The organism is Acidiphilium sp. PM (genome assembly GCF_000219295.1).
Lineage (GTDB): Bacteria > Pseudomonadota > Alphaproteobacteria > Acetobacterales > Acetobacteraceae > Acidiphilium > Acidiphilium multivorum.
Genome location: NZ_AFPR01000230.1, coordinates 1 through 4910, shown reverse-complemented (window position 1 = coordinate 4910; position 4910 = coordinate 1). Strand labels below are relative to the sequence as shown.

Sequence of the window (4910 nt, the reverse complement as noted above, 5' to 3'; positions counted from 1 at the left end):
CGATCAGGCGGCGGTCGAGCGTGCGGCGGGGCGGGGCGGCGTCGTGGTTGTCTGCCTCGGTCAAGTCTGTCCTCTCACGCGGATCCGGCGGCCGCAGCGCCGGGCGCGGGCGGCGGACGGTTCACATGCGATGCCTGTTCTGGCATTGACATGAATCAATCGGTGTCGGGCAAGCCCTGTCCACGCTGGCCGGCCGGCGGAGGCTCCGGCCTCACGCAGGAATGACAGTCAAGGAGACCGGCCGGAATGGCGGCTTTGAAACGCAATCTCATTTTCGTGCTCGCCGCCATCATCACCGGACTGGTCTCCATCGCCTTCGGCATCGGCGTCGTCCGCGCGACGGCGCTGTTCCAGAACGTGACGGCGCAGCGCGGCTGGATCGTGTTCCTGCTCTGCCCGGCCGGGCTCGCGCTGATCGTCTATCTCACCCGGCAGGTGTTTCCCGGCGCGCAGGGCTCGGGCATTCCGCAGGCGATGGCCGGGTTGCAGATGCAGGATTCGGCCGATGTCGATTCGGTGCTGTCGCTGCGGATCGCGGTGGGCAAGTTCCTGCTCACCCTGATCGGCTTCGCCACCGGCGCGTCGATCGGCAAGGAAGGGCCGACGGTGCAGATCGGCTGTGCGGCGATGAACATTTGCGGGCGGATGGGGCTGGAGCGCACCCATGCGCTGCAACGGCTGCTGATCCTCGCCGGGGGTGCCGCGGGCATCACCTGCGCCTTCAACGCGCCGGTGGCCGGCATCATCTTCGCGATCGAGGAGATGGCGCGCAGCTTCGACGACCGGCAGGTGCGCTCGATCATTCTCGCCGCCTTCGCCAGCGGCATCACCCTGCTCTTCGTCCTCGGCTACCAGCCTTATTTCGGCTTCTCGCACGCGGTGCTGAGGCTCGACTGGATCTGGCTGCTGATCCCGGTCTGCGCCGTGATCGGCGGGCTCGCGGGCGGGCTGTTCGCGCAGATCCTGGTGACGCCGTGGAAGTTCCTGCCGGGCGCGGTCAACCGGCTCGCGCAGAAGCGGCCGGTGGTCTTCGCCGCCTTCTGCGGCCTCGTGCTCGCGGCGATCGGCTACGCCTCGCACGGGATGGTGTTCGATGCGAGCTATGCCAATGCGCGGGATGCGATGGTCTCGGGCGTGCTGCCGCCGGTCGATTTCGGGCCGCTGAAATTCCTCGCCACCCTGGTGTCGTATCTCTCGGGGATTCCGGGGGGGATTTTCGCGCCCTCGCTCGCCGTGGGCGTCGGTGTCGGCACGGCGTTCGTGCATCTGCTGCCGGGCCTGCCGGTGGCGGGATTCGCGATGGTCGGCATGGCCGGGTATTTCGCCGGCGTCGTGCAGTCGCCGCTGACGGCGGCGGTGATCGTGATCGAGATGACGTCCGATCCGTCGATGTCGGTGCCGGTGGGCATCGCCGCGATTCTCGGCACCATGGCCTCGCGGCTGGTCTGCAAGGAGCCGGTCTATCACGCGATGTCGCACCAGTTCCTGCGCGTCGTCGAAAACCGGCCGATGCCCAAGCCCAATACGGTCGAACCCGCCCCCGCCGCAGAGCATTGAGGCCCGCGCGGCGGCTTGCCTGAACCGCGCCGCAGCCGCATCTTCATCAACGAGGATCGATCTTCGGGAGACCGCCATGGATGCCGCCGAACTCCGCGCCCTGCAGGCGCCGCTGAAGCAGAAATACCGCGAGGACGCCGCCTCGGCGCGGATCGTCTCGCGCGCGGTGGGCGAGATCGTGCAGGGCGGGATCGCCTGCGTGGTGCGCGGCCATGACGGCGAGGTGACCGCCGGGCTGCACGAGGCGGCCGGCGGCGACGGCTCGCAGGCCTGTTCGGGCGACATGCTGCTGGAGGCGCTGGTCGCCTGCGCCGGGGTGACGCTCTCCGCCGTCGCCACCGCGATGGGGGTGATTGTGAAGCGCGGCAGCATCACCGCCGAGGGGGTGTGGGACGCGCGCGGCACGTTGGCGATCGACCGCGCCGCGCCGGTGGGTGTCACCGACATTTCGCTCCGCTTCGATCTCGACACCGATGCGGACGAGGCAACCGTGGCGCGGCTGATCCAGAGCACCGAGCGGTATTGCGTGATCCTGCAGACGCTGCGCAACCCGCCGCGGATCGAGGCGATTCGCGGCTGAACCCAATCAGCCGGGTTTTTGCTCCGGCTGAGGTCAATCAGCCGGGTTTTCGCGCCGGCTGAGGTCAATCAGCCGGGTTTTTGATCCGGCTGAGGTCAGTCAGCCGGATTTTCGCGCCGGCTGAGGTCAATCAGCCGGGATCGAGGCGGAACAGGCCGGTCTCGCCGACATCGAGCGTGGTGAAACGCGCTGCCGGCAGGCCGGCGGCCTCGCGGGCGGCGGCGAGGTCGCGCTCCGGGGCGTCGATCGCCTCGTCGGTGAGCTGGAACGTGCCGAAATGCATCCCCACCGCGCGGGCGGCCCCGAGCTCGGCGAAGGCGCGCACCGCATCCGCCGGGTTCATGTGGACATTGCCCATGAACCAGCGCGGCTCGTAGGCGCCGATCGGCAGCAAGGCGAGGCCGGGGCGGCCGAGGCGCTCGCGGATCATGCGGAAATAGCCGGTATAGCCGGTGTCGCCGGCGAAATAGAGCTGCCCGGCGGCGTGGCGCAGCATGAAACCGCCCCAGAGCGTGGTGTTGCGGTCGCGCAGCGTGCGGGCGGCGAAATGGCGCGCCGGGGTGAGGGTGATGCGGGTGCCGTGCAGTTCGGCGTGGTGCCACCAGTCGAGCTCGGTGACCGGGCCGAGCCCCTTGCGGGTGAGAAAGGCGCGGTTGCCGAGCGGGGCGAAGATCGGGGTGCGGCCGAAGCGCGCGTGCAGGGCGGCGAGGGTCGGGATGTCGCAATGGTCGTAATGGTTGTGCGAGAGCAGGATCGCGTCCGGCTTCGGCATTGCGTCGAGCGTGAGGCCCGGCGGGCGGACCCGGCGCGGCCCGGCCCAGCCGACCGGCGAGCAGCGATCCGAGAGAATCGGGTCGGTCAGCAGCACGAGGCCCGGCAGGCGGATCAGGAAGCTCGCATGGCCGATGAACGTCACCGCCGCCTCGCCCTCCGCCACCTCGGCGGGTGGCGGAGCAAAAGTCCGGTTTTCCACCCGGTCGGGCCATTTTGCCCGTCCCTCGCGCCGTGTCACCCAGCGGAGCATCGGGAAGCGGCCGGTGCGGCGGCGCGCACCTTCGGGGTTGAAGAAGCGCGCGCCGTCGTAATGATCCGAGACCGGGTAGGGCAAGGTCAGCCGAACGCCGCGTTGAAGGCGCCGCCATCGAGCAGCAGGTTCTGGCCGACGATGAAGCCCGCCTGTGCCGAGCAGAGGAAGGCGCAGGCATCGCCGAATTCCTCCGGCGTGCCGACGCGGCCGGTCGGGTTGGCGGCGGCGCGGGCGGCGAGTTCGTCCTCCACCGAGCGGCCGGAGGCGCGGGCGGCGGTGGCCGCGTTGTCACGCAGCCGGTCGGTCATGAACGGGCCGGGGAGAAGATTGTTGATCGTCACGTTGTGCTTCGCGACCTGGCGGGCGAGGCCGGCGACGAAGCCGGTCAGCCCGGCGCGGGCGCCATTCGACAGGCCGAGGGCGGGGATCGGCGATTTCACCGCCGCCGAGGTGATGTTGACGATGCGGCCGAAGCGGCGCTCGATCATGCCATCGACCGTCGCGCGGATCAGCGCGATCGGGGTGAGCATGTTGGCGCGCAGGGCGGCTTCCCAGTCGGCATCGGTGAACTTGCGGAAATCGCCGGCCGGCGGGCCGCCCGCGTTGTTGATCAGGATGTCCGGCGCGGGGCAGAGGGCGAGCGCCGCGGCGCGGCCCGATTCGGTGGTGATGTCGCCCGCCGCGATCTCGACCTTGACGCCGGTCTCGGCGCGGATCGCCGCCGCCGTTTCGGCCAACGCCGCCTCGCCGCGCGCGGTGATCACCAGATCCACGCCCTCGCGGGCGAGGGAAAACGCGACGGAGCGGCCGAGCCCCTTGCTCGCCGCGCACACGATCGCCCGCCTGCCCTTCAGTCCGAGTTCCATCTCTGCTCCCTTCCCTGTCCTGCTTGTGTCGAGGCCGCGTCCATAGCATCAGATGGGCGCGATACCGAATTCGACAGGGGACCATGACCACCGCCATGACCGAGCGCGCGCTGACCGGGCTGAAGGTGATCGACCTGACCAGGGTGCTGGGTGGGCCGTATTGCACGATGATCCTCGCCGATCACGGCGCGGACGTGATCAAGATCGAGCCGCCGCAGGGCGACGAGGTGCGCGACTGGGGGCCGCCCTTCCTCGAACGGGCGGACGGAGCGCGGGATGCGAGCTATTTCCTCGGCGCCAACCGCAACAAGCGGGCGATGACGCTCGACCTCGCGCACGAGCAGGGCCGCGCAGTGCTTCTGCGGCTGCTGGAGGACGCCGACGTGCTGGTGGAAAATTTCAAGCCCGGCACGCTGGAGAAATGGGATATCGGGCAGGCGGCGCTGGCCCCGCGCTTTCCGCGCCTCGTGCATTGCCGGATCTCGGGGTTCGGCGCCGACGGACCGTTCGGCGGGCTGCCGGGCTATGACGCGGTGGTGCAGGCGATGACCGGGCTGATGACCATCAACGGCCGTCCCGGCGAGGGGCCGCTCAGGATGGGCACGCCGGTGGTCGATCTCGCGACCGGGCTGTATTCGGCGATCGGCATCCTGATGGCGTTGCAGGAGCGGCAGCGCTCGGGGCGCGGGCAGTTCATCGACATGACGCTGCACGATGCGGGCATGGCGCTGCTGCATCCGGCGGCGGCGAACTACCTGCTCAACGGCAAGCGGCCGGCGGCGACCGGCAATGCCCATCCGAACATCGCCCCCTATGACACCTTCCCCACCGCGACCTGCGAGATCTTCATCGCCGGCGGCAATGACGGGCAGTTCCGCAA

5 protein-coding genes are annotated in these 4910 nt (G+C 69.7%); 3 read left to right on the top strand and 2 right to left on the bottom strand.

Annotated features, from left to right (window positions below):
* Nucleotides 1–246: 246 nt before the first annotated feature.
* A complete protein-coding gene (locus tag APM_RS10250; RefSeq protein ID WP_007423302.1) occupies nucleotides 247–1557 on the top strand; it encodes a chloride channel protein in 1311 nt (436 codons plus the stop codon).
* Nucleotides 1558–1633: 76 nt separating this feature from the next.
* Complete coding sequence (locus APM_RS10245) at nucleotides 1634–2137, top strand: OsmC family protein (RefSeq protein ID WP_007423301.1); 504 nt, start codon at nucleotides 1634–1636, stop codon at nucleotides 2135–2137.
* 130 nt (nucleotides 2138–2267) lie between these two features.
* Here APM_RS10245 and APM_RS10240 read toward each other — a convergent pair whose 3' ends face one another.
* Nucleotides 2268–3245, bottom strand: a complete 978-nt coding sequence (locus tag APM_RS10240) for an MBL fold metallo-hydrolase (RefSeq protein WP_007423300.1) — start codon at nucleotides 3243–3245, stop codon at nucleotides 2268–2270.
* Nucleotides 3246–3247: 2 nt separating this feature from the next.
* A complete protein-coding gene (locus APM_RS10235; RefSeq protein WP_007423299.1) occupies nucleotides 3248–4030 on the bottom strand; it encodes an SDR family oxidoreductase in 783 nt (260 codons plus the stop codon).
* A gap of 83 nt (nucleotides 4031–4113) precedes the next feature.
* Here APM_RS10235 and APM_RS10230 point away from each other — a divergent pair.
* A partial coding sequence (locus APM_RS10230; protein ID WP_007423298.1) for a CaiB/BaiF CoA-transferase family protein occupies nucleotides 4114–4910 on the top strand: 797 nt, incomplete at its 3' end.